Source organism: Pseudomonas sp. DTU12.3 (assembly GCF_004124275.1).
GTDB classification, from domain to species: Bacteria; Pseudomonadota; Gammaproteobacteria; order Pseudomonadales; family Pseudomonadaceae; genus Aquipseudomonas; species Aquipseudomonas helmanticensis.
In genome coordinates this window covers 718,814-741,875 of record NZ_CP027218.1, presented here as the reverse complement: position 1 = coordinate 741,875, position 23,062 = coordinate 718,814, and the positions used below count along the sequence as shown (strand labels likewise).

23 protein-coding genes are annotated in these 23,062 nt (G+C 61.8%); 20 read left to right on the top strand and 3 right to left on the bottom strand.

What is annotated here, in order from left to right; translation table 11 throughout:
* Window positions 1–7: 7 nt before the first annotated feature.
* The 19 genes from C2E19_RS03325 to C2E19_RS03235 all read left to right on the top strand — a co-directional run bounded on the left by C2E19_RS03325 (window position 8) and on the right by C2E19_RS03235 (window position 17,661).
* Window positions 8–262, top strand: a complete 255-nt coding sequence (locus tag C2E19_RS03325) for an acyl carrier protein (RefSeq protein ID WP_064388843.1) — start codon at window positions 8–10, stop codon at window positions 260–262.
* A complete protein-coding gene (locus tag C2E19_RS03320; protein ID WP_129388053.1) occupies window positions 259–804 on the top strand; it encodes a hypothetical protein in 546 nt (181 codons plus the stop codon). The genes C2E19_RS03325 and C2E19_RS03320 overlap by 4 nt, the downstream gene beginning before the upstream one ends.
* On the top strand, window positions 801–2,480 hold the full coding sequence (locus C2E19_RS03315) for an acyl-CoA synthetase family protein (protein ID WP_129388050.1): 1,680 nt from the start codon (window positions 801–803) through the stop codon (window positions 2,478–2,480). The genes C2E19_RS03320 and C2E19_RS03315 overlap by 4 nt, the downstream gene beginning before the upstream one ends.
* Window positions 2,481–2,557: 77 nt before the next feature.
* Window positions 2,558–3,292: a glycosyltransferase family 2 protein gene (locus tag C2E19_RS03310; protein WP_129388047.1), complete on the top strand. Its 735-nt coding sequence runs from the start codon at window positions 2,558–2,560 to the stop codon at window positions 3,290–3,292.
* The gene (locus C2E19_RS03305; RefSeq protein ID WP_129388044.1) at window positions 3,289–4,236 is read left to right on the top strand and encodes a glycosyl transferase; all 948 of its coding nucleotides are present in this window, start codon (window positions 3,289–3,291) and stop codon (window positions 4,234–4,236) included. Before C2E19_RS03310 ends, C2E19_RS03305 begins: the two co-directional genes overlap by 4 nt.
* Window positions 4,217–5,761 (top strand): histidine ammonia-lyase, encoded by a 1,545-nt coding sequence (gene hutH, locus C2E19_RS03300; protein WP_129388042.1) that lies wholly within the window; start codon window positions 4,217–4,219, stop codon window positions 5,759–5,761. Before C2E19_RS03305 ends, hutH begins: the two co-directional genes overlap by 20 nt.
* Window positions 5,754–6,179 (top strand): thioesterase family protein, encoded by a 426-nt coding sequence (locus tag C2E19_RS03295; protein ID WP_129388039.1) that lies wholly within the window; start codon window positions 5,754–5,756, stop codon window positions 6,177–6,179. Before hutH ends, C2E19_RS03295 begins: the two co-directional genes overlap by 8 nt.
* A complete protein-coding gene (locus C2E19_RS03290; protein WP_129388036.1) occupies window positions 6,176–6,778 on the top strand; it encodes an outer membrane lipoprotein carrier protein LolA in 603 nt (200 codons plus the stop codon). The genes C2E19_RS03295 and C2E19_RS03290 overlap by 4 nt, the downstream gene beginning before the upstream one ends.
* Complete coding sequence (locus C2E19_RS03285; RefSeq protein WP_129388033.1) at window positions 6,762–9,101, top strand: MMPL family transporter; 2,340 nt, start codon at window positions 6,762–6,764, stop codon at window positions 9,099–9,101. The genes C2E19_RS03290 and C2E19_RS03285 overlap by 17 nt, the downstream gene beginning before the upstream one ends.
* Window positions 9,098–10,261, top strand: coding sequence for a sodium:proton antiporter (locus C2E19_RS03280; protein WP_129388030.1), 1,164 nt, complete (start codon window positions 9,098–9,100; stop codon window positions 10,259–10,261). The genes C2E19_RS03285 and C2E19_RS03280 overlap by 4 nt, the downstream gene beginning before the upstream one ends.
* Window positions 10,248–11,495, top strand: coding sequence for an NAD(P)/FAD-dependent oxidoreductase (locus C2E19_RS03275; protein ID WP_129388027.1), 1,248 nt, complete (start codon window positions 10,248–10,250; stop codon window positions 11,493–11,495). The genes C2E19_RS03280 and C2E19_RS03275 overlap by 14 nt, the downstream gene beginning before the upstream one ends.
* On the top strand, window positions 11,492–12,217 hold the full coding sequence (locus tag C2E19_RS03270) for a class I SAM-dependent methyltransferase (protein WP_129388024.1): 726 nt from the start codon (window positions 11,492–11,494) through the stop codon (window positions 12,215–12,217). The genes C2E19_RS03275 and C2E19_RS03270 overlap by 4 nt, the downstream gene beginning before the upstream one ends.
* A gap of 128 nt (window positions 12,218–12,345) precedes the next feature.
* Window positions 12,346–12,813 carry a hypothetical protein gene (locus C2E19_RS03265; RefSeq protein ID WP_129396082.1) on the top strand — a complete coding sequence of 156 codons (468 nt, stop codon included), beginning with the start codon at window positions 12,346–12,348 and terminating at the stop codon, window positions 12,811–12,813.
* On the top strand, window positions 12,810–14,006 hold the full coding sequence (locus C2E19_RS03260) for a beta-ketoacyl-[acyl-carrier-protein] synthase family protein (protein WP_129388021.1): 1,197 nt from the start codon (window positions 12,810–12,812) through the stop codon (window positions 14,004–14,006). The genes C2E19_RS03265 and C2E19_RS03260 overlap by 4 nt, the downstream gene beginning before the upstream one ends.
* Window positions 14,003–14,467 (top strand): hotdog family protein, encoded by a 465-nt coding sequence (locus C2E19_RS03255; RefSeq protein WP_129388018.1) that lies wholly within the window; start codon window positions 14,003–14,005, stop codon window positions 14,465–14,467. The genes C2E19_RS03260 and C2E19_RS03255 overlap by 4 nt, the downstream gene beginning before the upstream one ends.
* Entirely contained in the window at window positions 14,460–15,188 is a 729-nt protein-coding gene (fabG, locus tag C2E19_RS03250) for a 3-oxoacyl-ACP reductase FabG (protein ID WP_129388015.1), read from the top strand. The genes C2E19_RS03255 and fabG overlap by 8 nt, the downstream gene beginning before the upstream one ends.
* Window positions 15,188–16,423, top strand: a complete 1,236-nt coding sequence (locus C2E19_RS03245; RefSeq protein WP_129388012.1) for a beta-ketoacyl-ACP synthase — start codon at window positions 15,188–15,190, stop codon at window positions 16,421–16,423. Before fabG ends, C2E19_RS03245 begins: the two co-directional genes overlap by 1 nt.
* A gap of 20 nt (window positions 16,424–16,443) precedes the next feature.
* Entirely contained in the window at window positions 16,444–16,887 is a 444-nt protein-coding gene (locus tag C2E19_RS03240; RefSeq protein ID WP_129388009.1) for an excinuclease, read from the top strand.
* Between the two features lie 336 nt (window positions 16,888–17,223).
* Window positions 17,224–17,661 (top strand): excinuclease, encoded by a 438-nt coding sequence (locus C2E19_RS03235; protein ID WP_129388006.1) that lies wholly within the window; start codon window positions 17,224–17,226, stop codon window positions 17,659–17,661.
* A gap of 103 nt (window positions 17,662–17,764) precedes the next feature.
* Here C2E19_RS03235 and C2E19_RS03225 read toward each other — a convergent pair whose 3' ends face one another.
* Entirely contained in the window at window positions 17,765–18,667 is a 903-nt protein-coding gene (locus C2E19_RS03225) for a LysR family transcriptional regulator (RefSeq protein ID WP_129388000.1), read from the bottom strand.
* A 118-nt stretch (window positions 18,668–18,785) separates the two neighbouring features.
* Between C2E19_RS03225 and C2E19_RS03220 the strand changes: the two genes are divergently transcribed.
* A complete protein-coding gene (locus C2E19_RS03220; protein ID WP_129387997.1) occupies window positions 18,786–20,060 on the top strand; it encodes an MFS transporter in 1,275 nt (424 codons plus the stop codon).
* A gap of 123 nt (window positions 20,061–20,183) precedes the next feature.
* Here C2E19_RS03220 and hemE read toward each other — a convergent pair whose 3' ends face one another.
* Both hemE and C2E19_RS03210 read right to left on the bottom strand, forming a co-directional pair.
* Window positions 20,184–21,251, bottom strand: coding sequence for a uroporphyrinogen decarboxylase (gene hemE / locus C2E19_RS03215; RefSeq protein WP_129387994.1), 1,068 nt, complete (start codon window positions 21,249–21,251; stop codon window positions 20,184–20,186).
* Window positions 21,252–21,612: 361 nt separating this feature from the next.
* Window positions 21,613–23,031, bottom strand: a complete 1,419-nt coding sequence (locus tag C2E19_RS03210) for an FAD-dependent oxidoreductase (protein ID WP_007909438.1) — start codon at window positions 23,029–23,031, stop codon at window positions 21,613–21,615.
* Between the last annotated feature and the right edge of the window lie 31 nt (window positions 23,032–23,062).

The window sequence follows — 23,062 nt, the reverse complement described above, 5'->3', positions numbered from 1 at the left end:
CCGGACCATGCAAACTCGTGACGATATTTTCAACACCCTGCGCGATGCCCTGGTCGAGCTGTTCGAACTGGATCCGGCCCGTGTGAGCCTGGACTCCAACCTGTATCAGGATCTGGAAATCGACAGCATCGACGCCGTCGATCTGATCGATCACATCAAGCGCCAGACCGGCAAGAAAATCGCCGCCGAAGAATTCAAATCGGTGCGCACCGTCGGTGACGTGGTCGAGGCGGTCTACCGTCTGGTTCAACCGGCCGCATGAGCCGATTGATCGGCCTCGGCCTGCTGCTGGCCGGTCTGCTGTACCCCTTTGCGGTGTATTTCGGCATGGAGCATTTTGCCCCGTGGCAGTTCGGTCTGCTGCTCGGCAGTCTGTGGCTGGCGCGGGCCCTGAGCGGCGAGCGCAAGCCTGGCAGCCTGTGGATGGCGTGCGCGGCCATTGTCTTCTGCGTGTTGCTGGCGCTGTTCGACAGTCCGCTGTTGCTGCGCTGGTATCCGGTGCTGATCAGCGGCTTCATGCTGGTGCTGTTCAGCCTGAGCCTGAAATACGGGCCGCCGATGGTTGAGCGTCTGGCGCGCCTGCGTGAGCCGGAGCTGCCGGACATCGCGATTCGCTACACGCGCAAGGTCACGGTGGCCTGGAGCGTGTTTTTCTTCTTTAACGGTTTGTGCGCCGCCCTCCTGACCCTGTGGGCGCCGCTGAATTGGTGGATGTTGTACACCGGCCTGATCTCCTATGGATTGATCGGCCTGATGTTTGCCATTGAATGGCTGATACGACAACGGGTAAGAGGCCGTACATGAACTGGATAAAACTTGAGCAGCTGTTGCTCAAGGCTGTGCCAGCGCGGGCAATCAGTTACGCACCGGCCATTGATCACGCGCAGTTGTGTGAACAGGCGCTGAGCGTCGCCGCCGGCCTGCAAGCCCGTGGCGTCAAGCGTGTGGCTGTGCATCTGGAAGATGCTGCCGACCTGGCCATCGTCTTGCTGGGTGCGTGGCGTGCAGGCGTCAGCGTTCTGTTGCCATCGGATCTGCAAGCGCAAACCCGTCAGCGTTGGTCAGGCGAAGTTGACTTGTGGCTGACCGATCAATCCGCAGACGCGCAATTGCACGACTTTCAGCAGCCACCGCTGCCTGGCGCTGCACTGGATCTCGATCAGTGCCGCCTGAGCCTGTGCACTTCCGGCTCCAGCGGTGAACCCAAGCGCATCGACAAGACCCTGCGCCAACTGGCCAATGAGGTCGAGGCGCTGGAACAACTCTGGGGCGCGGATCTCGGTGAAGCCTGCATCATCGGCAGCGTTGCCACCCAGCACATCTACGGTCTGCTGTTTCGCGTGTTGTGGCCGCTGTGCGCCGGGCGGCCGTTCGTGCGCAAGCAACTGGCATTCCCCGAAGACATGCAACGCGCCAGCCGTGAACATCCGGCCTTCGCCTGGGTCGCCAGCCCGGCGCTACTCAAGCGCATGGGCGACAACCTCGACTGGCCAGCGCTGAGCCCCGTGCGCCGGGTGTTTTCCTCCGGCGGCGCGCTGCCGGCAGAAGCCGCGCAGAGCCTGCAGCAACGCCTGCAACAATGGCCGACGGAGATTCTCGGCAGTTCGGAAACCGGCGGTATCGCCTGGCGTCAGGGCGAACAACTGTGGCAGCCGTTCGTTGGTGTTGAATTGAGTCAGGACGCCGACGGTGCACTGCTGATTGCGTCGCCTTATCTGCCTGCCGGCCACATCGAACACACCGCCGATGCCGCGCGCATCGCCGCCGACGGTCGTTTCGAGCTGCTTGGACGGCTGGACCGCATCGTCAAGCTGGAAGAAAAACGCATATCCCTACCGATGCTCGAGCAAGCTTTGGTCGCCCATGCCTGGGTCGCCGAAGCGCGGCTGGGCGTGGTCCAGGAAAATCGCGCGTCGCTGGGCGCCCTGCTGGTCCTCAGCGAAGCGGGCCTGTTCGCCTTGCGTGAACACGGCCGGCGCAGCCTGACTGAGGGCCTGCGCCAGCATTTGCGTCAACATTGTGAAGCGCTGGCCCTGCCGCGACGCTGGCGGCTGGTGCGGCAATTGCCGCTGAACAGCCAAGGCAAACTGCCTCAGGCTGACGTTGAGGCGTTGCTGCTGGCGCCACGGCCGAAGGCCCCCGAAGTGCTTGAGCAAACCGAGACGGACGGCGAGTGGAGCCTGCAACTGAGCGTGCCGGCGGATCTGGCCTATTTCAGTGGGCACTTTCCCAAGGCCCCGGTTTTGCCGGGCGTTGTGCAGGTGGAATGGGCGCTGAATCTGGCTCGGCAACTGCTGAATCTGGGCGGCGCGTTTGCCGGGATGGAAGTGCTGAAATTCCAGCAACTGGTTCGCCCCGGGGATGAGATCCAGCTGCATCTGCGCTTTGATCCGGAGCGCAGCAAGTTGTATTTCGCTTATCGCAATGACACGGCGACGTGCTCCAGTGGGCGGATTCTCTTGGGTGTAGAGCATGATTGACCTTGGTGAGTGCTGCGCACTCAATCGCGAGCAGGCTCACTCCTACAGAGATCGCGGTTTTCCACAGGAGAACTGTTATGCATAACCCTTGCGCGGTGATTCCGGTTTATAACCACGAAACAGCGATCGGTACGGTGATCGAGGCTCTGCTCGCGCAAGGTCTGCCGTGCATTCTGGTCGACGATGCGAGCACACCCTCCTGCGCCCGCGTACTCGATATGCTGGCCGAGCGCGACAACGTGCATCTGGTACGCCTCACCGCCAACCAGGGCAAGGGCGGCGCGGTGATGACCGGCCTGCGTGAGGCCTCAAGACTGGGCTTCAGCCATGCCTTGCAGGTCGATGCCGACGGTCAGCACGACTTGCACGATGTCGCGCGGTTTGTCGACGAATCCCGCGCCCACCCCGAGGCGTTGATCTGCGGTTATCCGCTGTTTGACGAGAGCGTGCCGAAGGGCCGCCTGTATGCGCGCTATCTGACCCACGTCATGGTCTGGATCAACACGCTGTCACTGCAGATCCGTGATTCGATGTGCGGTTTTCGCGTGTACCCGCTGGTGCCGACACTGGCGCTGATCGACTCGGCGAAAATCGGCAAACGGATGGATTTCGACTCGGACATTCTCGTCCGCCTGGCGTGGCGCAATCAGCCCATGCGCTGGCTGCAGACCAGCGTGCATTACCCGCTGGACGGCGTGTCGCACTTTCGGCTGTTCCACGACAACGCGCTGATTTCGAGTATGCACACACGCTTGTTCTTCGGCATGTTGCTGCGCCTTCCCGTGATCCTCTGGCGACGGTGGCGAGCATGACCGGCGAAACCGACAAGAAGCACTGGGCGGACCGCGAGGAACGCGGCAGCTTCCTGCTGATGAAATTCACGGCGCTCGCCGCCAAGCTCTTGGGGCGACGTCTGCTCAGCCCATTGTTGTACGGCATCGTTCTGTACTTTTTCCTGTTCGGCCGCACGGCACGGCGCAGTGCCTGGCAATACCAGCAGCGCCTCGCCGAATCGACCCGGCGCGAAGATTTGCGTCCGAGTCATCGGCGGGTGTTTGGCCAGTTCATGGCCTTCGCCGACTCCATGCTCGACAAACTCGACGTGTGGAACGGCAAGCTGCGCATCGAACAGATCGAGATCATCGACCCGGCGCTGCTGCGCAACCAGTTGCATGGCAGTCGCGGGCAACTGTTGGTCGGCGCGCACCTGGGCAACCTCGAGGTGTGCCGCGCACTGGCGGAGATCGGTGAGAAGGTCACCATGAACGTGCTGGTGCACACCAAGCACGCCGAGCAATTCAACCGCTTGCTCGGTGAAGCCGGAGCCACCAACCTGCGCCTGATTCAGGTCAGCGAGCTCGACCCGGTGATCATGCTGCAACTGCATGAGCGGCTGGAGCGCGGCGAGTGGCTGGCGATTGCCGGTGACCGTGTGCCGCTACACGGCGGCCGCAGCGTGACCGTGGACTTTCTCGGCCATCCGGCGCCGTTCCCGCAAGGCCCGTGGCTGCTGGCCGGTTTGCTCAAATGCCCGATCAATCTGCTGATGTGCCTGAAACAGCCGGACGGCCACTATCGCCTGACCCTCGAACCCTTCGCCGACACCATCGTGTGGAAGCGCAGCGAGCGCGAGCAGGTCATTCATCAGTGGGCCACCCGCTATGCGCAGCGCCTGAGTCACTATTGCCTCGAAGCGCCGCAACAATGGTTCAACTTTTACCCTTTCTGGAAGACCGATGACGACGCCAACCCATGAGCCGGTAACCTTCGGCGAACGCCCATTGCGCATCGAAGACGTGCTGGCCCTGGCCAACCGTCAGGCGCCCGTGCAATTGCAGAGCGACGCCGATTACCGCGAGCGCATCGCCAAGGGCGCGCGGTTCCTCGATTCGCTGCTGGACAAGGAAGGTGTGATCTATGGCGTGACCACCGGTTACGGCGACTCCTGCGTGGTCGCGGTGCCGTTGCATCACGTCGAAGCGTTGCCGCGTCACCTCTACACCTTCCACGGTTGCGGGTTGGGCAAACTGCTCGACGCGCAAGCCACCCGCGCGGTGCTGGCAGCGCGTTTGCAGAGTTTGTGCCACGGCGTCTCCGGGGTGCGCGTAGAGCTTCTCGAACGCCTGCACGCGTTTCTCGAATACGACATCCTGCCGCTGATTCCCGAAGAAGGCTCGGTCGGTGCCAGCGGCGATCTGACGCCGCTGTCCTACGTCGCCGCGACACTCTCCGGCGAGCGTGAAGTGATGTTCCGTGGCGAACGCCGTCAGGCTGCCGATGTGCACCGCGAACTCGGCTGGACGCCTTTGGTGCTGCGTCCGAAAGAAGCGCTGGCGCTGATGAACGGCACCGCCGTAATGACTGGCCTCGCCTGCCTCGCCTTCGCCCGCGCCGACTATCTGCTGCAACTGGCCACGCGCATCACCGCGCTCAACGTGGTCGCGCTGCAAGGCAATCCGGAGCACTTCGACGAACGTCTGTTCGCCGCCAAACCGCATCCGGGGCAAATGCAGGTTGCCGCGTGGCTGCGCAAGGATCTGGCGATCGACGCACCGACCGCACCGCTGCACCGCTTGCAGGATCGCTACTCGCTGCGTTGCGCCCCGCACGTGCTCGGCGTCTTGGCTGACAGCCTGAACTGGCTGCGTTCGTTCATCGAAATCGAACTCAACAGCGCCAACGATAACCCGATCATCGACGCCGAAGCCGAGCGCGTGTTGCACGGCGGGCACTTCTACGGCGGCCATATCGCCTTCGCCATGGACAGCCTGAAAAACCTCGTGGCCAACGTCGCCGACCTGCTCGATCGGCAACTCGCGCTGCTGGTCGACGAGCGCTACAACCACGGTTTGCCGAGCAACTTGTCCGGCGCGCCAGCGGATCGCGCAATGCTCAACCACGGCTTCAAGGCTGTGCAGATCGGCACCAGCGCGTGGACCGCCGAAGCGCTGAAAAATACCATGCCGGCCAGCGTGTTCTCGCGCTCCACCGAGTGCCACAACCAGGACAAAGTGAGCATGGGCACCATCGCTGCCCGCGATGCGATCCGTGTGCTGGAACTGACCGAACAGGTCGCCGCTGCCACCCTGCTCGCCGCCAACCAAGGCGTATGGCTGCGCGCGCAGGCCGAGGACGCGCGGCCGCTGCCCCCGTCGTTGGCGGCGATGCACGCAGAGCTGGCCAAGGATTTCCCGCCGGTAATCGAAGACCGCGCGCTGGAAGGCGAATTGCGCCTGTGCCTGCAACGTATCGCCGCGCAACACTGGAGGCTGCATGCGTAGCGCCGGAGTGCTTCACGCCGACACGGAAATCCTCGTACCGTTTTTCGACGTCGACACCATGCACGTGGTCTGGCACGGCCATTACGTCAAATACCTCGAAATCGCGCGGTGTGCGCTGCTCGACAAGATCGGCCACAACTACACGCACATGGTCGAATCCGGGTTCGCCTGGCCGATCATCGACCTGCAACTGCGCTACGTGCGTGGCGCGGTGTTTGGTCAGCGCCTGAATGTGCGCGCCAATCTGGTCGAGTGGGAAAACCGCCTGAAGATCAACTACCTGATCACCGACCTGCAAACCGGCGAGCGCCTGACCCGCGCCAGCTCGGTGCAGGTCGCCGTCGACGTGAGCAGCCGCGAGATGCAGCTGGCTTCACCGAAAGTTTTCACCGATGCCGTGGAAAGGATGCTGCGATGAATGTTTTTGTTAAAACCTTGAGCGTATTGGCGCTGCTGACGGTGTCGGCGCTGGCCAATGCTTTCGACCTGCAACAATTGAGCGAGCAACTGGCAAAACCGGAGGTAATCCACGGCCGGTTCATCCAGGAAAAACACCTGCGCGCCCTGCCGCAGCCGCTGCTCAGCAAGGGCAATTTCGTTCTTGCGAAAAACCGCGGCCTGCTCTGGCTGCTGAAAACGCCGTTGCAGCAGGACTACCGCATCAGCGCCAAGGGCATCGCCCGCCGCGACGATAACGGCTGGCAATTGCTGCCGAACAAGAGCGCCGGGGCTGAGCAGAACCGCTTGTTCCTCGCCGTACTGCAAGGCGACAGCAGCGGCCTGCAACGCGACTTCGAACTGGCCCTGAGCGGCGACGCGCAGCAGTGGAAACTCACCCTGACCCCGCGTTCGCTGCTGCTCAAGCAAGTATTCAAACAGATCAACATCGACGGCGGCGCGCTGGTGCAAACCATCGAGCTGCTGGAAACCCAGGGCGACAGCACTGTGCTGCGCATGCAGGACAGCATCGCCAATCAACCGTTGAGCGACACGGAGCAACATGACTTTGCCGAGTGAACGCAGGCTGCCCTGGCTGTTTCTGATCCTGCTGCTGGCAGTCGTTGCGCTGGCCGGTTGGCAGTGGCGTGACGGCGCGCCGCTGTCGGCGAACCTGATGGAACTGGTGCCCGGCACCAACCCTGATGCCCTCGAACTGCGCGCCGAACAGCGCATGCAGGAACCGCTCAACCGCGAAATGCTGGTGCTGGTCGGCCACGCCGATCGCCAGCAAGCGGTGGCCATGGCGCAGACGCTGGGCGAGCAATGGCAGGCCAGCGGGCTGTTCGAAAAAGTCCAGTGGAACCTGCAAGCGGACTTGCCAGCCTTGCGCACGCAATTGCTGCAAGGGCGGCTGGCGATGCTCTCGGCGGACGACCGGCAACTGCTCAGCGAACACCCCGACGTGTTCATTCAACAACGCGTGCAGGCGCTGTTCGACCCGTTCACTGGGTTCAGTCTGGTGCCGAGCCAGGACGACTGGCTGGGCCTGACCGGACGCATCCAGAACAGCCAGCCGAAACACGGCGCAGTGCAACTGGACATCGGCAGCGGGGCATTGGTCGCCGATGCCGACGGCAAGAGCTGGGTGATGCTGCGCGCGCGCACCACCGGCAACGCCTTCGACATGAACCTGCCGCTGCAAGTGGCCGATCTGCTCCAGCACAGTCGCGAGCAAGCGGCGAAATCCGACGTGCAACTGCTCGCCGCCAGTGGCCTGCTGTACGCGGCCAACGGTCAACAACAGGCAACGCGCGAAATGACCTGGGTCGGCGGCGGTGCCACGCTTGGTATTCTGTTGTTGCTGCTGTTGGCGTTTCGCCGCTGGCGGGTCTTGCTGGCCTTCGTGCCGGTGCTGGTCGGCATGTTGTTCGGCGCGGTGGCGTGCGTGGCACTGTTCGGCCACATGCACGTGATGACGCTGGTACTGGGCTCAAGCCTGATCGGCGTCGCCGTCGATTACCCGCTGCACTATCTGTCGAAAAGCTGGAGCCTGAAACCATGGCGCAGCTGGCCGGCGCTGCGCCTGACCGTGTCCGGGCTGACGCTGAGCCTGGTCACCAGCGTCATCGGTTATCTGGCACTGGCCTGGACGCCGTTTCCGGCGCTGACGCAAATAGCCGTGTTCTCCGCTGCCGGGTTGCTCGGTGCGTACCTGTCGGCGGTGTGTCTGCTGCCAGCGCTGCTGAACAATCTCGAGTTGCGTCCGGCGCAATGGCCACTGCGCTTGGCCGAACGGCTGGTGACGCTGCGCGAAAAACTCCTCGAACGCGTACGCACTCCGGTCCTGTTGGCGTTGCTGATCGCCTTCTGCGCCGGCGGTCTGGTGCAGCTGCAAAGCAAGAACGACATCCGCCAATGGGTCGGGGCGCCGCAGCGTCTGACCGATGAAGCGCAGACCATCGCGCGCATCACCGGCTATCAGCCCACCAGTCAATTTTTCCTCGTGCGCGGCGCCAATCAGCAAGAACTGCTGGAACGTCAGGCAGCGTTGAGCGAGCGCCTGGAACAACTGGTCAACCTCGACAAACTGCAAGGCTATCTGGCCCTCGATCAACTGGTCAGCCCGCCGAGCCAACAGGAGCAGGTGCGCGCAGCGCTGAATAAACTGCCGCAATACTGGCAGCCGCTACTCGACCTTGGCGTTCCGCTCGCGGCGCTGCAAACCGAGTTGCAACAGTTGCAGACGGTGCCTGCCGAAGACATCGACACCGCGCTGGCCGGCCCGCTCGGCGAGCCTTATCGCATGCTCTGGCTAGGCCCGAGCGCCGAGGGCGTGGCGGCGATGACCAGCCTGCAAGGCTTGAACAACCCTGCGCTGTTGCGGATTCAGGCGCTGGACTTACCGGGTGTGACATTGGTCGATCGTCTCGGTGAATTGAATACGGTGTTCGCCGCCACGCAGATCAGCGCAGCTGAATTGAAGCTCGCCTCCTGCGTGTTGATCGTGCTGGTACTGATCCTGCCGTTCGGCTTCGGCGGTGCCTTGCGCATCGTTGCCCTGCCGCTGCTGGCAGCGCTTTGCAGTCTGGCCAGCCTCGGTTGGCTGGGCCAGCCGCTGACCCTGTTCAGCCTGTTCGGCCTGCTGCTGGTCACGGCGATCAGTGTCGATTACGCGATTCTCATGCGTGAACAGGTCGGCGGTGCCGCGGTGAGCCTGCTCGGCACATTGCTGGCGGCGCTGACGACATGGCTGTCGTTCGGTCTGCTAGCGGTTTCGAGCACGCCGGCGGTGAGCAATTTCGGCCTGTCGGTAAGCCTCGGTCTGGCCTTCAGCTTCCTGCTGGCACCGTGGGCCGGGCGTCACGAACACCCTGCCCCGGTTGCGGAGCCGGCAGCATGATGGTCGTTGCCTTCTGGCTGCTGGCCCTGGCGTTGTTTGTCGCGGCCACCCGTGTCGGTCGCCATTTCGGCTTGATCCCGATTGTCAGTCAGTTGCTGTTGGCGAGTTTCGGCTTGCCGCTGCTGATGTACTTCTGGATCGAGCCGGGCTGGCAACTCAGCGGTGCGCAACTGATCGCACCGGACTGGTTGAAGAGTCTGTACAGCCTGAGTTTTGCCCTGTTGCTCGGGCATATCCTCAGTGATGTGATCGATCTGCAACTTGATCGCCAAAGCGTGAAAATCGCCGTGCCGAGTTTCGCCGTGCCGTTCGTCTGTGGCCTGGCGACGGCTTACTGGCTGCTGCCCACACAACCATGGCTCAATTCACTGGCTATCGGCCTGGTGTTCGCGATTACCGCGATTCCGGTGCTGTACCTGTATCTGCGCCATATCGACTATCCACCGGCCGCCACCCGACGGCTGGTGCAAACCGCCATCCTCATCGACCTGACGTGCTGGACGCTGTTCGGCCTCGCTCAGGGCAGCCTGCACCTGAGCAGTCTGTTGCTGCCGGTGGGGCTTGCGTGCGTGCCATTGCTGCTGCGTCTGCTCGGTGTACGGCGACCGCTGACCTACAGCCTCGGTTTCTTCGCGCTGCTGGTCATGGCCGAGCATTACAAACTCAATGCGCTGATTTTCGGCATCGGCTATCTGCTGTGCATGGCTGCGCTGAAAGTGCCGCTGGTGCTGCCAGTACCGGCGCGCTGGATGAGCCGCTTGCAGACGTGGATCGCCATCCCGTTGATCCTCACATTCGGCATCGTGCAGATCGATGTGCACAGCGCCGTCGCCAGCCTTAGCGCCCTGCAATGGGCAGCACTGCTGCTGGTGCCGATTGCCAGCAAACTGCTGGGCAACTGGCTCGGCCTCGGCTGGGCCGGCGCCTCGTTCGAAGGCGCCAGCCGCTGGCGCGAAAGCGTGCTGCTGAACATTCGTGGCCTGAGCGAAATCGTCTTTCTCAATTTGCTGCTGCAACAACAGCTCATCACGCCTGCGCTGTACTTCGCGCTGATGCTGATGGGCCTGATTGCCACGCTGTTGCCGGCCCTGATCGGCCTGCACAGCGCCCCACTGAATTTGAACAACCCTTTGCCCCGGAGCTCGCGTGCCAATCGTTGAAATGGAATCCCGTCAGGTCGTGATCATCGGCGCCGGCCCGTCCGGCGCAATCGCTGCAGCATTGCTCAAGCGCAAGGGCCACGATGTGCTGGTCATTGAACGCCAGCACTTTCCGCGTTTTTCCATCGGTGAAAGCCTGCTCAGCCATTGCCTGGATTTCGTCGAAGAAGCCGGCATGCTCGAGGCGGTCAACGCCGCCGGTTTCCAACGCAAAACCGGCGCTGCGTTTGCCTGGGGCGAGCGTTATAGCGCGTTCGATTTCAGCGATACGTTCTCCGCAGGCAAGCCCACCACTTTCCAGGTGCAACGCGCCGATTTCGACAAATTGCTGGCTGATCAGGCGGCGTTGCAAGGCGCCGAGATTCGCTATGGCGATGCCATCGTCAGCGTGGATTTCGAGCGAGTAAAACCGCAGCTTGATGTACGTCGCGAGGACGGCAGCGAATACCGCGTCGAAGCGGATTTCGTCCTCGATGCCAGCGGCTACGGCCGCGTGCTGTCACGCTTGCTCGATCTCGAAGCACCGTCGAATTTCCCGGTGCGTCAGGCGGTGTTTACCCACGTCGAGGATCACATCGACAGCCCCGCGTTCGACCGTGAAAAAATCCTCGTCACCACCCATCCGCAGCATCGCGACATCTGGTTCTGGACGATCCCGTTCAGCAACGGTCGTTGCTCAGTGGGCGTGGTCGCGGCCGCCGAACATTTCGCCGGTCGCGATGCCGACCTCGATGCTTGCCTGCGCAGCTTCATCGCTGAAACGCCAAGCCTTGCCGACGTCCTCGACAACGCCGTATGGGACACCCCTGCGCGCACCCTCGGCGGCTACGCAGCCAACGTCAAAACCCTGCACGGCCCGGGTTTTGCCTTGCTCGGCAACGCGGCGGAGTTTCTCGACCCGGTGTTCTCCTCCGGGGTGACCATCGCCATGCGGTCGGCGAGCATGGCGGCGGCGGTGCTGCATCGTCAGTTGCAAGGCGAAACGGTCGACTGGCAGCGCGAATTTGCCGAGCCGCTGAAACGTGGCGTCGACACCTTCCGCTGCTACGTCGAAGGCTGGTATGCCGGTACGTTCCAGGACGTGATTTTCTACGAGGACAGCCAGGCGGAGATTCGCCGGATGATCTGCTCGATCCTCGCCGGTTACGCCTGGGACGAACGCAACCCGTTCGTCAGCGAGGCGCGCCGCCGCTTGAAGATGATTTCCGAACTCTGTGCAAAGGACGCCACATGAACTACTTGAGCGACAGCTACGTCGAGGAAACCCGTTTCGGTTTCTGGTTCCTGCGCAGCCATACCTGGCAGCACCATGTCTTGCGCGTGGCGATCAACGATTTGCGCGGGCTGTTCAGCGAACCGTTGCCGGAACATCCGGTGTTGCTGGACGCCGGTTGCGGCCAGGGCAAGTCGTTCGGTCACTTGCGCCAGACCTTTGCACCCCAGCGCTTGATTGGCATCGATGCCGACCCGCACAGCCTTGAACTGAGCGGCGAGGAAGCCAAACGTCTGAGCCTTGATGTCGAGCTGATCGGCAGTGACTGCGCTACCCTGAATGTGCCGGACGCGAGCGTCGACCTGCTGTTCTGCCACCAGACTTTTCATCATCTGGTCGAGCAGGAAAAAGCCCTCGCCGAGTTCTATCGCGTGCTCAAGCCGGGCGGTTATCTGCTTTTCGCCGAGTCCACCGAGGCTTACATTGATACCTGGGTGATTCGCTGGTTGTTCCGCCATCCGATGCATGTGCAGAAAAGCGCGGGGCAGTACCTGGAAATGATTCGCGAGCAGGGTTTCGAGTTTGCCGAGCGCAATGTTTCGTACCCGTATCTGTGGTGGAGCCGGTCGAAGGATTTTGGCTTGCTTGAAAGATTTGGCCTGCTCAAGCCGAAGCCGTTCGGGCAGCGTGAAGAAACGCTGGTCAACGTCGTCGCGCGCAAGCCACTGCAGGGTGACCGTTGATGCGACACATTACCTGTGGGAGCGAGCCTGCTCGCGAAAGCGATAGGTCAGCCAATCTCTTTGTCGAATGTGCAGGCGCCTTCGCGAGCAGGCTCGCTCCCACAGTGACCGCAGCGCTGCGACTGGTGATGATCGGCGTTGTATTGCTGTTAAGTGCCTGCGCCAGCCAGGCACCGTTGCCGGCGGGCAACCCGACTCTGCCATTGCCGCTGCAACTGCACATCGAGCGCGATCAGGCCGGGCAACGCCAGGACTGGCTGCTGGTGATCCAGCGTGAAGGCTCCGGCATTCGCTGGTCGATGATGGACCCGCTAGGCATTCCCCAGGCGCGTCAGCAACTGATCGACGGGCATTGGCAGGCCGATGGTCTGCTGCCGCCCAATCCGGAAGCTCGCGAGCTGTTCGCTGCGCTACTGTTTGCTCTGACCCCGGCCAACGAACTGCTGCGCAATTATCCCGACGCGCAACAACAGGTCGGGCAACGTTCGCTGCCGGCGCGCTGGGACATCCGTTATGCACAACCGCTGAGCTTTCAAATGAATCTGCCCCAAGGCCCGCACTATCGCGTGTCTGCGCTGGATGAATCGACACCATGACCGCCTACCTGAATGCCCTCGGGGTGATTTGCTCACTGGGCCGCGACAAGCAAAGCATCGCGCACAAGCTGTTTGCCGGCGATTGCTCGGGCATGCGCCACGAATCCGGCTGGGTCGCGGAGCGTGATTTGCCGGTGGCTGCCGTGCAGGGTGAACTGGCGGCGATTCCAGCAGCACTCGCCGAGCAGAGCAGCCGCAACAATCAGTTGTTGCTCGAAGCCGCAATGCAGATTCGCGATGACATCGATCAGGCGATCCGCACCTACGGCCGCGAGCGCATCGGCGTGGTGCTCGGCACCAGCACCTCGGGCATCGACGAGGCCAGCCGTGGCCTGGCGCACTACATTCGTGAACAGCAGTTTCCGGCGCAATACGATTACCGTCAGCAGGAGCTTGGCGCTCCAGCGAACTTTCTCGCCGACTGGCTGCAACTCAGCGGCCCGGCCTATGTGATTTCCACCGCTTGCACGTCGAGTGCGCGGGCCTTGATGAGCGCTCAGCGCCTGCTCGACCTGGGCCTGTGCGACGCGGTGCTGTGCGGCGGGGTCGACAGTCTGTGCAAACTGACGCTCAACGGTTTCTCGTCACTTGAGGCGGTTTCAGCGGAGCGCTGCAATCCGTTTTCGGCCAATCGCAACGGCATCAACATCGGCGAGGCGGCGGTGCTGTTCGTGATGAGCAAACAGCCAGGCGACGGCCCGGCCATCGCCTTGCTCGGCGCCGGTGCCAGCTCCGACGCGCACCATATTTCCGCGCCCGAACCGAGCGGCCGCGGTGCGCTGCAAGCGATGCAGAAAGCCTTGAGCCGCGCTCAGTTGCAAGCCGCGCAAATCAATTATCTGAACCTGCACGGCACCGCCACGCAACACAACGACGCCATGGAAAGCCTCGCCGTCGCCGCGCTGTTCCCCGAAGGCGTCGCCTGCTCATCGACCAAACCGCTGACCGGCCATACCCTCGGCGCTGCCGGCGCGCTGGAAGCCGCGTTCTGCTGGCTGAGCCTCAGCGCCGACAACCCCGCCCACCTTTTGCCACCGCACGTCTGGGACGGCCAGGCCGACCCGGCTCTGCCGCCCCTGAAGTGGGTGACTGCAGACGAACGCCTGACGTCCATTGCACCCCGCTACCTGATGAGCAACTCGTTTGCTTTCGGCGGCAACAACGTCAGCCTGATTATCGGAGATGCCCCATGACTGCCTGGCCGCTCGCCGAGCTGCTGCCCCATGCGGGCGACATGATCCTGATCGACAGCATCGAAAGCTTCGACGATGAACAGATCTACACCACGCTCACGGTCAAGCCTGACGGTTTGTTCAACCTGCCCGACGGCAGCCTGCCGGCGTGGGTCGGCATCGAGTTGATGGCGCAAAGCGTCGCGGCCTTCGCCGGTTGCCATGCGCGCCAGCAAGGCAAACCGGTGGAGTTGGGTTTCCTGCTCGGCACGCGCAAGTTCGAGTGCAACGTCGACGCGTTTCCAGCCGGCAGCGAATTGACCATTCATGGCATTCGCTCGCTGGAAGACGACAACGGCATGGGCGTTTTCGAATGCCATATCAACGCGCCCGGCATCGAAGCGACTGCCCGGTTGAATGTGTTCCGGCCGCCTGCAGCGGCTGATTATCTTGTGCAAAAAAAGGAGTCGAACGATGACTGAATCCGTACTGGTCACCGGCTCCAGCCGTGGCATCGGCCGCGCCATTGCCTTGCGCCTGGCACAAGCCGGGCACGACATCGTCGTGCATTGCCGCAGCGGCGTAGCGGAAGCCCAAGCGGTGCAGGCTGAAATCGAAGCGTTGGGGCGCAAGGCGCGCATTCTGCAATTCGATGTCGCCGACCGCGAAGCCTGCAGAAGCATTCTCGAAGCCGACGTTGAAAACCACGGTGCCTATTACGGCGTGGTGCTCAACGCCGGTCTGACCCGCGACGGCGCATTTCCAGCGCTGAGCGATGACGATTGGGACGTGGTGCTGCGCACCAACCTCGACGGTTTCTACAACGTTCTGCACCCGGTGATGATGCCGATGATCCGCCGCCGCGCCGCCGGTCGCATTGTTTGCATCACTTCCGTCTCGGGGCTGATCGGCAACCGTGGCCAAGTCAACTACAGCGCCTCCAAGGCCGGTGTGATCGGCGCGGCAAAGGCGTTGGCGATTGAGCTGGGCAAGCGCAAAATCACCGTTAACTGCGTCGCGCCGGGCCTGATCGACACGGCCATGCTCGACGAAAACGTGCCGGTGGAAGAACTGATGAAAATGATCCCCGCGCAACGCATGGGCACGCCTGAAGAGGTGGCCAGTGCGGTGAATTTCCTGATGTCGGCGGAAGCCTCGTACATCACCCGCCAGGTCCTGGCGGTCAACGGAGGCTTGTGCTGATGAAGCGCGTCGTCGTCACCGGCATGGCCGGTATCACTTCGCTGGGCAGCGACTGGCAGACCATCGCCGGCAATTTCGCCGCCAACCGCAGCGGCATCCGCCGGATGGACGAGTGGGATCGCTTCAGCGAACTCAACACGCGCCTCGCCGGCCCCATCGATGACTTCGTCGTGCCCGCGCACTGGACGCGCAAACAACTGCGCAGCATGGGCCGGGTGTCGCGGCTAGCAGTCGGCGCGGCGGAAAAAGCCCTCGCCGATGCCGGCCTGTTGGGCGACCCGTCGATCAAGGACGGGCGTATGGGCGTGGCCTGTGGTTCATCTACCGGCAGCACCGACGAGATCAAGGCGTTCGGCAATATGTTGCTCAACTCGGTCGCTGAAGGCCTCAACGCCAACTCCTACGTGCGGATGATGCCGCACACCACGGCTGCCAATATCAGCATCTTCTTTGGCCTCACCGGGCGTTTGATCCCGACGTCCAGCGCCTGCACCAGCGGCAGCCAGGGCATCGGCTACGCCTATGAGGCCATCAAGTTCGGTCGCTTGCCGCTGATGCTTGCCGGCGGCGCCGAAGAACTCTGCCCGACCGAAGCGATGGTCTTCGATGCGCTCTACGCCACCAGTCTGAAAAACGATGCGCCGCAGACCAGCCCGCGTCCGTATGACAAGGGCCGCGACGGTCTGGTGATCGGTGAAGGCGGCGGCATGCTGGTGCTGGAGGAGCTGGAACATGCCCTCGCGCGCGGTGCGCACATCCACGCCGAACTCGTCGGTTTCGGCAGCAACGCCGACGGTCAGCACACCACCCGCCCCGAGCAAACGACCATGCGCCGCGCGATGGAACTGGCGCTGGAAGACGCCGGGCTGACACCGGATGCCATCGGCTATGTCAACGGCCACGGCACCGCCACCGAACAGGGCGACATTGCCGAAACCCTGGCGACCAGCAGCCTGTTCGGCGAACGCATGCCGATCAGCTCGCAGAAGAGCTTCCTCGGCCACACACTGGGCGCCTGCGGTGCACTGGAATCGTGGTTCAGCATTGAGATGATGAATCGCGACCAGTACGTGCACACGTTCAACCTAGACGAGGTCGATCCGCACTGCGGCAAGCTCGACTACCTGCGCGGGGAATTCCGCCAGATGCACCACGACTATGTGATGAACAACAACTTCGCGTTCGGTGGCGTCAACACCTCGTTGATTTTCCGCCGCTGGCCGCAACCGAATTAATCCAGGTCAAGGAGACCTCCATGCGCTTCAACAAACTCGCTGTCACCACCCTGCTGCTCTGCGCCTTGCCTGCGGTCAGCCAGGCCCGTGACACGGCGGTTTACCTGCCATTCGACAAAGCCGTCGCCGAAGCCACCCGCTCCGGCAAAATCGATGGCAGCGTCAAGTTCTACCTGGCCGGCAACACCCCGGCCGGCAAAGTCAGCGTCATCAGCCCCGGCGCCGTCACCAACAAGAAGACCAACGCCTTCAACAAGTCCGACGCAGAAGCCTGCCAATGGGTTGCACAGTCGGCCATCATCAGCCTGCACCAGGCCGCGAAAAGCGCCGGCGCCAATGCCGTGACCAACATCGTCAGCTTCTACAAAAGCAACGAGCGCAAGGATGCGCAAACCTACGAATGCCACGCCGGCGCGATCATGGCGGGTGTTGCGTTGAAGGGTGACCTGGCGAAGATTCAGTAAACGCCAGAAACGACAAAGGGCGCCTCTCGGCGCCCTTTCACAAACAGGTCGGCTTGTCATGGCCGACACTCTGTCTGCTTCAAACACTGATTGAATTGTGCTGAACCTGTGGCGAGGGAGCTTGCTCCCGCTCGGCTGCGCAGCAGTCGCAAAATCCGGCGACGCGGGCTCGCTGAAAAACGGTGAATGCAAGACTTGGGTCCACTTCGTGCCCCAGCGGGAGCAAGCTCCCTCGCCACAGAGTGTGCTGCGTCTGGACGGCGTCTACACTCGCTGATGCAGGCCTCAGCACATCGCCTGCACTCGCGCTTCTCTTTCACCGTCAAGGAGATGACCATGCAAGTGAAAGCCCTGATCGCCGTTGCGCTTTTCGCTCTATCGCCGAGCGCTAGCCATGCCACCAATCTTATGTATATGCCCTTCGAAACGGTCGTTTCGGATGCGCTGCGGGCCGGGCGGCTGGATGGCAGTGTGAAGTTTTATCTGCTTGGCAATGGGCCGCAGGGTACTCAGCAGTTGCTGCGTCGGGATGTGATCAGTGATCTGAGCACCAACGGTTCCAACAAGAGTGATCATGATTCCTGCGAGTGGGTGTTGCAGTCGAATCTGATCAAGTTGCAGGCGGACGCCAAGCGGGTCGGGGCGAATGCGGTGGTCAATCTCGTCAGTTATTACGACCAGCATGTGCGCAAGGATTTGAATACGTATGAGTGTCGGGCGGGGATTTTTGTCACGCGGGTGGCGTTGAAGGGGGATCTGGTACGACTGCCCTGAAAAATCTGCTGTTTGAGCGGGCGCCTTCGCGAGCAAGCCCGCTCCCACATTGGAATGCGATTTCTTGTGGGAGCGGGCTTGCTCGCGAAGAGGTCAGCCGCCATTACCCAATTGATGGTTCTACCTTGCGTGTGAGCAGGTCGACAAAGGCCTTGGCCATCGGGGATTTCTGATCCTTGCGCTGCACCAGCCACACGGCGGTCACCGCTTCGGGATCAAGCAAGGGCCGATAGACCACGCCATCGATGCGCATCCGCTGATACGACGCCGGCATCACCGACACGCCCAACCCCGCTGCCACCAGACCGATAATGGTCATCGCCTCGCCGGCCTCTTGCGCGAAATGTGGGCTGAACCCGGCGTCGCGAGCCAGGCTGAGCAGTTGCGCATACAAACCGCTGCCGTAGCTGCGTGGGAAAAACACAAACGGTTCATGGGCCAGCGCCGCCAGAAACAAGCCGTCCTCGGAACCCTGCGCCAGCGGATGCTTGGAACTGAGTACCGCCACCAGCGGCTCTCGCATCAATTCCACTACGCTCAGTGAATCCGGCAAACCCAGCGGCCGCATGATGCCGACCTCGATCGACTGATCGACCAAGGCATCCGCAACCATGGTGCTGCTCATCTCGCGCAAGTTCAGGTGCACCGCCGGGAAGCGCTGGCGAAAGGCAAAAATCGCCTGAGGAATGGTCGAGTTGAAGGGTGCCGAAGAGGTGAAACCAATCTTCAACTCGCCCAGCTCACCCAACTGTGCACGCCGCGCCACATCCGCTGCTTTATCAACCTGGGCCAGCACCAACCGCGCCTCTTCGAGAAACAGTCGACCCGCTTCGCTCAACTCGACCCGACGATTGGTCCGTTCAAACAGCCGCGCGCCGACCTCCTGCTCCAGCGCCTGAATCTGCTGGCTCAGCGGTGGCTGGGAGATGCCCAGCACCTGTGCGGCACGGCCGAAATGCAGCTCTTCGGCGACGGCGATGAAGTAGCGCAGATGACGAAATTCCATGGATATCCCATTAGGTCGTAAAAGCTATCAAACAGGTCGAACAATATATTGGATAGAAACATTAGCCAGCTATATGATTTTTTCATTGCCAGCCTGGCCGTGCCCTCCGAGGTCTGAAGTGAAAACTGCTGTCGCGCCCCTAGCCCATGAAGTCCCGCCCGCGGCGGCGGACGATGTCGTCACCGAGCTGCAAGAGATCTACATCGAAAAAGGCACGCCGATGTTCATGCGCACGGTGCTGGCATTGTTCAGCGGCGGCTTCGCGACGTTTGCCCTTTTGTACTGCGTGCAGCCAATGATGCCGCTGCTGTCTCACGAATATGGCATCAACGCGGCGCAGAGCAGCCTGATCCTCTCGGTGGCCACCGGCATGCTCGCCATCGGCCTGCTGATTACCGGGCCGATTTCCGATCGGGTCGGGCGCAAACCGGTGATGGTGACTGCGCTGTTCGCGGCGGCGCTGTGCACGATGGCCAGTGCAATGATGCCGAGTTGGGAAGGCGTGCTGATCATGCGCGCACTGATCGGGCTGTCGCTGAGCGGTCTGGCGGCGGTGGCGATGACCTATCTGAGCGAAGAGATTCATCCGCAGCACATCGGTTTGGCGATGGGTCTGTACATCGGCGGCAACGCGATTGGCGGGATGAGCGGGCGCTTGATCACCGGCGTTCTGATCGACTTTGTCAGCTGGCACACGGCAATGCTGGTGATCGGCGGTCTGGCGATGATCGCGGCGGCGGTGTTCTGGAAGATCCTGCCGGAGTCGCGCAACTTCCGCTCGCGCTCCCTGCACCCGCGCAGCTTGCTCGACGGCTTCACCATGCACTTTCGCGATGCCGGTTTGCCGTTGCTGTTTCTTGAGGCGTTCGTGCTGATGGGCGCGTTCGTCACGCTGTTCAACTACATCGGTTATCGCTTGCTGGCGGCGCCGTACAACCTTGATCAGGTGTTCGTGGGTCTGCTGTCGGTGGTGTACCTGTCGGGGATCTACAGCTCGGCGAAGATCGGTTCACTGGCGGACAAATTGGGACGACGCAAAGTGCTGTGGGCGACCATTGCGCTGATGTTTGCCGGTCTTGCCCTGACGATGTTTACGCCGTTGCTGCTGGTGATTGTCGGCATGCTGATTTTCACCTTTGGCTTCTTTGGCGCGCATTCGGTGGCGAGTAGCTGGATCGGTCGTCGCGCGACCAAAGCCAAGGGGCAGGCGTCGTCGTTGTACCTGTTCAGTTATTACGCCGGGTCGAGCATTGCCGGGACGGCGGGCGGGGTGTTCTGGCATTTGGGCGGGTGGAACGGGATTGGCTTGTTTATCGGTTCGTTGCTGCTGATCGCGCTGCTGGTGGCGCTGAAACTGGCGAAGTTGCCGCCACTCGGTGGTGTCAAAGCTTAAAAGCAAAAGATCGCAGCCTTCGGCAGCTCCTACATTAATCCCATGTAGGAGCTGCCGCAGGCTGCGATCTTTTGATCTAAAAAAACGCCCGGCATATGCCGGGCGTTTTTTATTGGGCGTTGATCACTCGTGATACTGCGCCGACAACTCATGCACCGCGCGCAGGAACGCACCGGCGTGCTCCGGATCAACCTCAGGCGTGATGCCATGGCCGAGGTTGAACACGTGACCGCTGCCCTTGCCGTAGCTGGCCAGAATGCGCCCGACTTCAGTGCGGATCGCTTCCGGTTTTGCGTAAAGCACAGTTGGGTCCATGTTGCCTTGCAAGGCAACCTTGTCGCCAACGCGGGCGCGGGCGTTGCCGATGTCGCAGGTCCAGTCCAGGCCCAGTGCGTCGGCACCAGCCTCGGCGATGCTTTCCAGCCACAGGCCGCCGTTCTTGGTGAAGAGGATCACCGGCACTTTGCGCCCGTCGTATTCGCGGATCAGGCCGCTGACGATTTTCTTCATGTAGGCCAGCGAGAACTCCTGATAGGCCGCCGCCGACAGGTTGCCGCCCCAGGTATCGAAGATCTGCACCGCTTGCGCGCCGGCCATGATCTGGCCGTTGAGGTAAGAGGTCACCGACTGCGCCAGTTTATCCAGCAGCAGGTGCATGGCTTGCGGGTTGTCGTAGAGCATCGCTTTGGTCTTGCGGAAGTCTTTCGACGAGCCGCCTTCGACCATGTAGGTCGCCAGGGTCCACGGGCTGCCGGAGAAACCGATCAGCGGCACACGACCGTTGAGCTCGCGACGGATGGTGCTGACCGCGTCCATCACGTAGCCGAGGTCTTTGTGTGGATCAGGGATTGGCAACGCTTCGATGTCCGCCATTGTGCTGACGACTTTCTTGAAGCGCGGACCTTCACCGGTCTCGAAGTACAGGCCCTGGCCCATGGCATCGGGAATGGTGAGGATGTCGGAAAACAGGATCGCCGCGTCCAGTTGTGGATAGCGGTCGAGCGGTTGCATCGTGACTTCGCAGGCGAATTCCGGATTCATGCACAGGCTCATGAAATCACCGGCCTGGGCGCGGCTGGCGCGGTACTCAGGCAGGTAGCGACCGGCTTGGCGCATCATCCACACCGGGGTGACGTCTACGGGTTGCTTGAGCAGGGCGCGGAGGAAACGGTCGTTCTTCAGGGCAGTCATGTCGGCATCCGGAAAAAAAGTGCGGGCATTTTCTCAGAGCGCGACGCAAAAGGCACGGATGCAGGTCAGCCTTTTGTCTATCGGGTCAATTTATTGCGCAATGATCGTTCCCACGCTCTGCGTGGTAACGCCTCCTGTGACGCTCTGCGTCACGCTTTTGGGGACGCAGAGCGTCCCCGACTGCATTCCCACGCAGAGCGTGGGAACGATCAATGCGTTATCACTAACACCGAGAAACAACTGTGGGAGCGAGCCTGCTCGCGAAGAGGTCGGCACATCCAACATTTAAGTTGGCTGGCAGACCGCTTTCGCGAGCAGGCTCGCTCCCACAGGTTTATTGCGTTTGGCTCAGGAGCCGGGTTTAGACGCCCAGGTAGTCGAGGATGCCTTCGGCGGCGTTGCGGCCTTCGAAGATCGCCGTCACCACCAGGTCGGAACCGCGCACCATGTCGCCACCGGCGAAGATTTTCGGGTTGCTGGTCTGGTGCTTGTACTGACCTTGCTCAGGCGCGACAACACGACCCTGGCTGTCGGTCTGGATTTCGAACTGTTCGAACCACGGCGCCGGGCTCGGGCGGAAGCCGAAAGCGATAACCACGGCATCAGCCGGGATGATCTCTTCGGAACCCGGGATCGGTTCAGGGCTGCGACGGCCACGGGCATCCGGTTCGCCGAGACGGGTCTCGACCACTTTGACGCCTTCAACCTTGTCTTCACCGACGATGGCGATCGGCTGGCGGTTGTAGAGGAATTTCACGCCTTCTTCCTTGGCGTTCTTCACCTCTTTGCGCGAGCCGGGCATGTTCGCTTCGTCACGACGATAAGCACAGGTCACCGACTTGGCACCCTGACGGATCGAAGTACGGTTGCAGTCCATCGCCGTGTCGCCACCGCCGAGTACCACGACCTTCTTGCCTTTCATGTCGACGAAATCTTCCGGCGACTTTTCAAAGCCCAGGTTGCGGTTGACGTTGGCGATCAGGAAGTCCAGCGCGTCATAAACGCCCGGCAGGTCTTCACCGGCAAAACCGCCCTTCATGTAGGTGTAGGTGCCCATGCCCATGAACACTGCATCGTATTCGGCGAGCAGTTGCTCCATGGTCACGTCTTTGCCGACTTCGGTATTGAGACGGAACTCGATGCCCATGCCGGTGAAGACTTCGCGACGATTGCTCAGCACGGTCTTTTCCAGCTTGAACTCGGGGATGCCGAAGGTCAGCAAACCACCGATTTCCGGGTTTTTGTCGAACACCACCGGGGTCACGCCGCCGCGTACCAACACATCCGCACAACCGAGACCCGCCGGGCCTGCGCCAATGATGGCGACACGTTTGCCGGTCGGTTTGACCTTGGACATGTCCGGGCGCCAGCCCATGGCGAACGCGGTGTCGGTGATGTACTTCTCGACCGAACCGATGGTCACCGCGCCGAAACCGTCGTTAAGGGTGCAGGCACCCTCGCAGAGACGATCCTGCGGGCACACCCGGCCGCAGACTTCCGGCAAGGTGTTGGTCTGGTGCGACAGCTCGGCGGCCTGAAGGATGTTGCCCTCGGCCACCAATTTGAGCCAGTTGGGAATGAAGTTGTGCACCGGGCACTTCCATTCGCAATACGGGTTGCCGCAACCCAGACAGCGGTGGGCCTGATCGGCCGACTGCTGGGGTTTGAACGGTTCGTAGATTTCGACGAACTCTTTCTTGCGTTGACGCAACAGTTTCTTCTTCGGATCTTTGCGCCCGACATCGATGAACTGGAAGTCGTTATTCAGACGTTCAGCCATTGTTAAAACCTCATCAAACTCTTCAGGCGCA

What these genes read in the sequence shown, in the direction of transcription:
- C2E19_RS03255 (WP_129388018.1), top strand. Translation starts at nt 14,003, where the DNA reads ATGACTGCCTGGCCGCTCGCCGAGCTGCTGCCCCATGCGGGCGACATG.
- C2E19_RS03310 (WP_129388047.1), top strand. Translation starts at nt 2,558, where the DNA reads ATGCATAACCCTTGCGCGGTGATTCCGGTTTATAACCACGAAACAGCG.
- C2E19_RS03290 (WP_129388036.1), top strand. Translation starts at nt 6,176, where the DNA reads ATGAATGTTTTTGTTAAAACCTTGAGCGTATTGGCGCTGCTGACGGTG.
- C2E19_RS03320 (WP_129388053.1), top strand. Translation starts at nt 259, where the DNA reads ATGAGCCGATTGATCGGCCTCGGCCTGCTGCTGGCCGGTCTGCTGTAC.
- C2E19_RS03285 (WP_129388033.1), top strand. Translation starts at nt 6,762, where the DNA reads ATGACTTTGCCGAGTGAACGCAGGCTGCCCTGGCTGTTTCTGATCCTG.
- hemE (WP_129387994.1), bottom strand. Translation starts at nt 21,251, where the DNA reads ATGACTGCCCTGAAGAACGACCGTTTCCTCCGCGCCCTGCTCAAGCAA.
- C2E19_RS03225 (WP_129388000.1), bottom strand. Translation starts at nt 18,667, where the DNA reads ATGGAATTTCGTCATCTGCGCTACTTCATCGCCGTCGCCGAAGAGCTG.
- C2E19_RS03260 (WP_129388021.1), top strand. Translation starts at nt 12,810, where the DNA reads ATGACCGCCTACCTGAATGCCCTCGGGGTGATTTGCTCACTGGGCCGC.
- C2E19_RS03305 (WP_129388044.1), top strand. Translation starts at nt 3,289, where the DNA reads ATGACCGGCGAAACCGACAAGAAGCACTGGGCGGACCGCGAGGAACGC.
- C2E19_RS03210 (WP_007909438.1), bottom strand. Translation starts at nt 23,031, where the DNA reads ATGGCTGAACGTCTGAATAACGACTTCCAGTTCATCGATGTCGGGCGC.
- C2E19_RS03295 (WP_129388039.1), top strand. Translation starts at nt 5,754, where the DNA reads ATGCGTAGCGCCGGAGTGCTTCACGCCGACACGGAAATCCTCGTACCG.
- C2E19_RS03240 (WP_129388009.1), top strand. Translation starts at nt 16,444, where the DNA reads ATGCGCTTCAACAAACTCGCTGTCACCACCCTGCTGCTCTGCGCCTTG.
- C2E19_RS03280 (WP_129388030.1), top strand. Translation starts at nt 9,098, where the DNA reads ATGATGGTCGTTGCCTTCTGGCTGCTGGCCCTGGCGTTGTTTGTCGCG.
- C2E19_RS03325 (WP_064388843.1), top strand. Translation starts at nt 8, where the DNA reads ATGCAAACTCGTGACGATATTTTCAACACCCTGCGCGATGCCCTGGTC.
- C2E19_RS03265 (WP_129396082.1), top strand. Translation starts at nt 12,346, where the DNA reads ATGATCGGCGTTGTATTGCTGTTAAGTGCCTGCGCCAGCCAGGCACCG.
- fabG (WP_129388015.1), top strand. Translation starts at nt 14,460, where the DNA reads ATGACTGAATCCGTACTGGTCACCGGCTCCAGCCGTGGCATCGGCCGC.
- C2E19_RS03270 (WP_129388024.1), top strand. Translation starts at nt 11,492, where the DNA reads ATGAACTACTTGAGCGACAGCTACGTCGAGGAAACCCGTTTCGGTTTC.
- C2E19_RS03315 (WP_129388050.1), top strand. Translation starts at nt 801, where the DNA reads ATGAACTGGATAAAACTTGAGCAGCTGTTGCTCAAGGCTGTGCCAGCG.
- C2E19_RS03245 (WP_129388012.1), top strand. Translation starts at nt 15,188, where the DNA reads ATGAAGCGCGTCGTCGTCACCGGCATGGCCGGTATCACTTCGCTGGGC.
- C2E19_RS03235 (WP_129388006.1), top strand. Translation starts at nt 17,224, where the DNA reads ATGCAAGTGAAAGCCCTGATCGCCGTTGCGCTTTTCGCTCTATCGCCG.
- hutH (WP_129388042.1), top strand. Translation starts at nt 4,217, where the DNA reads ATGACGACGCCAACCCATGAGCCGGTAACCTTCGGCGAACGCCCATTG.